This is a genomic window from Micromonospora sp. S-DT3-3-22, assembly GCF_015354745.1.
Lineage (GTDB): Bacteria > Actinomycetota > Actinomycetes > Mycobacteriales > Micromonosporaceae > Micromonospora > Micromonospora wenchangensis.
On sequence record NZ_JACGMO010000249.1, the window covers coordinates 1 to 3147 of the forward strand.

The window sequence follows — 3147 nt, forward strand, 5'->3', positions numbered from 1 at the left end:
GGGCCAGCGCCAGCAGCACCGTCTCGGCCTGGTCGTCGCGGGTGTGCCCGAGCAGGACGGCGACCGCACCGTGCCGCCGGGCAGCCGCCGTCAACGCCTGGTAGCGGGCCTGCCGGGCGGCCGCCTCGGGGCCACCGGGACGGCCGGCCACCGTCACCGGCACCGCCTCGACCGGATCGAATCCGACCCGCCCGGCCCACTCGGCGACGGCGGCGGCCCGCCCGTCCGACCCGGCCTGCAACCCGTGGTCGACGGTCACCAGTCCGGCCGGTCGGCCGAGCCGGGACGCCACGAAGGCGGTGGCGGCGGCGAGGGCCAGCGAGTCCGCCCCACCCGAGCAGGCCACCAGCACCGGCCCGGCCGGGGGCAGCCCGGCCAACGCCCGACGTACCGCGACCCGGACGGCGGCCACCGCCGGATCGGGGGACGGCCCGCGAGCGGCACCGGCACCGTGCCGCCCGACGACGGCCGACTCCTCGGTGCGCAGCCCGGTCGGCAGGTCGGCGACACGGGGCCCGGTCGGGTCCTTCATGACGGGCCCGGTCGGCGGGGCGGCAGGGGGCCGCCCGGTCACCGGTTCGGCGGGGGTGGGCCGGCCGGCCACCGGGTCAGCCGGCGGTCGGGGTGGCGCCGGCCGGCCCGTGCACCCGGGCCACCCAGGCGGCCGGGTCCCCCAGCTCGTCGAGCCGGGGCAGGGTCAGCGGCGAACCGAAGATCTTGTTGAAGCCGGGCATGCCGACCTGCTCGACCACGCCGTGCACGAACTTGCGGCCCTCGGCGTACTGGCGCATCTTGACGTCCACGCCGAGCAGCCGGCGGATCGCCTTCTCCAGCGGGTTGCCCGCCTCGCGGCGGCGGTTGAACCCCGCCCTGATCCGCTCCACGCTGGGGATGACCTGCGGGCCGACGCCGTCCATCACGAACTCGGCGTGCCCCTCCAGCAGGGTCATCAGCGCGGTGAGCCGGTCCAGCACGGCCCGCTGCGCCGGGGTCTGCACGATGTCCAGCACGCTGGTGCGGCTGTCCGGGTCGCGGACCGCGTCCGACAGGGTGGACACCCCCCGGCGCAGCCGCTCGACCAGGTGCTCGGTGCCCTGCGAGGCGTCCACGAACGCCTGCACCTCACCGAGGAAGTAGGCCCGCATCCACGGCACGGCGGTGAACTGGGTGCGGTGGGTGACCTCGTGCAGGCAGACCCAGAGCCGGAAGTCACGCGGGTCGGCGCCGAGCTTGCGTTCCACCTCGACGATGTTCGGCGCGACCAGCAGCAGCTGCCCCGGATCGGCCGAGAAGACCTCGTACTGGCCGAGCACCCGGCCGGAGAGGTACGCCAGCACGGTGCCGGCCTGCACCCCGGTGAGCCGGGAGCCGACCGCCTCGGTGAGCGCGCCGGGCGGCTTGTCGCCGGAGAGCCGGCTGACCAGTGGCGTGATCACCTCACGCAGGCCGGCGATGTTGGTGGCCGCCCAGTCCCGCCGGTCCACCACCCGCACCGGCGGATGGCTGACCTGCGGGCGCAGCCCCGTGTAGTCGGCGACGTGCCCGGCCGCCTCGTCGGTGAGCCGGCGCAGATCGCCGACCACCCCGGTCGCCTCCGCGTACGACACGCGGGGGCCCGACTTGCTCAGCGCCCCAGCGGTGGCGGCGGCCAGATCCCAGTCCACGAACTGCGCCATGCCACCCACCGTACCCGCGCCGCGACACCCCGGCCGGAGTGCGCGCGACGGGCCGCCCGGCAGCCGACCCGGACGGCCTGCCCACGGCCGGCGGGTCGACCGGGCAGCCGGGGTCAGCGGCAGCCGCAGCCGGCCAGCGCGCCGGCGATCCGGTCCAGCGCCGCCCGGGTCACCTCCGGGTCGCCCGCCGGGGCCCGGTCGGTGAGCACGGCGAAGGTGAGCAGCCGGCCGTCGCGGGTGGTGACCAGGCCGGCGATGGCGTGCACCCCGGTCAGGGTGCCGGTCTTGGCCCGGACCACGCCGGCCCCGGCGGCGGTCTCCGTCGACTCGTAGCGGCCGCCGAGGGTGCCCGACCAGGCGGCCACCGGGAGGCCGCCGAAGATCGCGGTCAGCTCCGGGTGGGTGCCGTTACCGGCCACCGCGATCAGGTCGGTGAGCAGCGAGGGGCTGATCCGGTTGCTCCGGGACAGTCCGCTGCCGTCGGCGAGGCTGATCTCGTCGGCCGGCAGTCCCAGTTCGCCGATCACCTCGTCCATCGCCGCCGCGCCACCGGCGAAGGACGCCTGCTGGTTGCGGGCCAGGGCCACCTGGCGGGCCAGGGCCTCGGCGATCACGTTGTCGCTGTCGGTGATCATGATGTCGACCAGCCGGACCATCGGCAGCGACTCGACCTTGCCCAGCTCGGTGCCGGGGGCGGGGGCGCCGGTCGCCGTCGCGCCGCCGTCCGCCGGGGCGGTGCCCCGGACCACCCCGCCCTCGGGCAGGCCGAGCAGCCGGGCGAACGAGCGGCCGGCGGCCAGGTCGGGCTCGGCGTACCGCTCGGCTGCGCCGTGGCTGTCGACGAAGGCCTTCTTCGCCCCTACCGGGTCCCGGCGTGCCCCGTCGGTCATCAGCGCGGTGATCGACGCGCCGAACCCGCCGGTCGGGATGTCCGCGTCCCAGCCGGGACCGTGCACCGGGCCGGGGAAGAGCGTGGAGTCGACCACCACCCGGGTCGGCGCGGTGCCACCGAGGGCCTGCTTGACCTGCGTGGCGAGCGCGTCGAGGCGGGCCGCGCCGGGGTAGAAGCCGGATCTGTCCACCGCCAGCGTCGGGTCGCCACCGCCGACCAGCACCACCTCGCCCGGGTTCGCCCCGGCCACCGCCCGGGTAGCGATCCGGTGGCCGGGCCCCCGCGCCTTCAGGACGGTCACCCCGGTGGCGAGCTTGGTGACCGAGGCGGGCACGGTGGCGTCGTCGCCGCCCTTGGCGTACAGCGATTCGCCGGTGACCACGTCGGCCACCGACAGGTTGACCCGGCTGCCCAGGGCGGCGGCAGTGGTCAGCGGCTCGACCGCGGCGCGTACCCCGGCGGCGGTCGGTTCCGGTGCGGTGGTGTCGGGGCCGGCGAGCACGGGGGGCGGGTCGGGCTCGGGGGGCCGCGCGGCGGCCGACGGGGTGCTGTCCGCCCCGCCCAGCCAGCCGGCGACCG

At 77.0% G+C, this 3147-nt stretch carries 3 protein-coding genes; all 3 read right to left on the reverse strand.

Features of this window, described 5'->3' with window-relative positions; genetic code table 11:
* Positions 1-532: ATP-binding protein (locus H1A17_RS33845; RefSeq protein WP_305070385.1), on the reverse strand; the 532-nt coding region annotated here is incomplete at its 3' end.
* Between the two features lie 76 nt (positions 533-608).
* Positions 609-1676, reverse strand: coding sequence for a zinc-dependent metalloprotease (locus tag H1A17_RS33850; RefSeq protein ID WP_088643858.1), 1068 nt, complete (start codon positions 1674-1676; stop codon positions 609-611).
* A 113-nt stretch (positions 1677-1789) separates the two neighbouring features.
* Positions 1790-3147: D-alanyl-D-alanine carboxypeptidase/D-alanyl-D-alanine-endopeptidase (gene dacB / locus H1A17_RS33855; RefSeq protein ID WP_194823792.1), on the reverse strand; the 1358-nt coding region annotated here is incomplete at its 5' end.

What these genes read in the sequence shown, in the direction of transcription:
- H1A17_RS33850 (WP_088643858.1), bottom strand. Translation starts at nt 1,676, where the DNA reads ATGGCGCAGTTCGTGGACTGGGATCTGGCCGCCGCCACCGCTGGGGCG.